The following is a 338-nucleotide window of genomic DNA, read 5'->3' on the forward strand; positions in this document are numbered from 1 at the left end:
AAGAAGGTAAAAGCCCTGTAATTCAAAACTTGTTCTCTCCGAGACGGATCCCGAGTAGTGCGGGGCACGTGAAACCCCGTATGAATCCGGCAGGACCATCTGCCAAGGCTAAATACTCCCTGGCGACCGATAGTGAAGCAGTACCGTGAGGGAAAGGTGAAAAGCACCCCGGAAGGGGAGTGAAATAGATCCTGAAACCGTGTGCTTACAAGAAGTCAGAGCCCTATTTATGGGTGATGGCGTGCCTTTTGTAGAATGAACCGGCGAGTTACGTTCCCGTGCAAGGTTAAGGTGAAGAGCTGAAGCCGCAGCGAAAGCGAGTCTGAATAGGGCGATTT

Annotated in this window: 1 rRNA gene; it reads left to right on the forward strand. The window is 51.5% G+C overall.

Annotated features, from left to right (window positions below):
• A 23S ribosomal RNA gene (locus QD47_RS29715) occupies window positions 1–338 on the forward strand; the annotation flags it as partial.

Origin of the sequence: Paenibacillus terrae, assembly GCF_000943545.1 — a bacterium.
GTDB lineage: Bacteria > Bacillota > Bacilli > Paenibacillales > Paenibacillaceae > Paenibacillus > Paenibacillus terrae_A.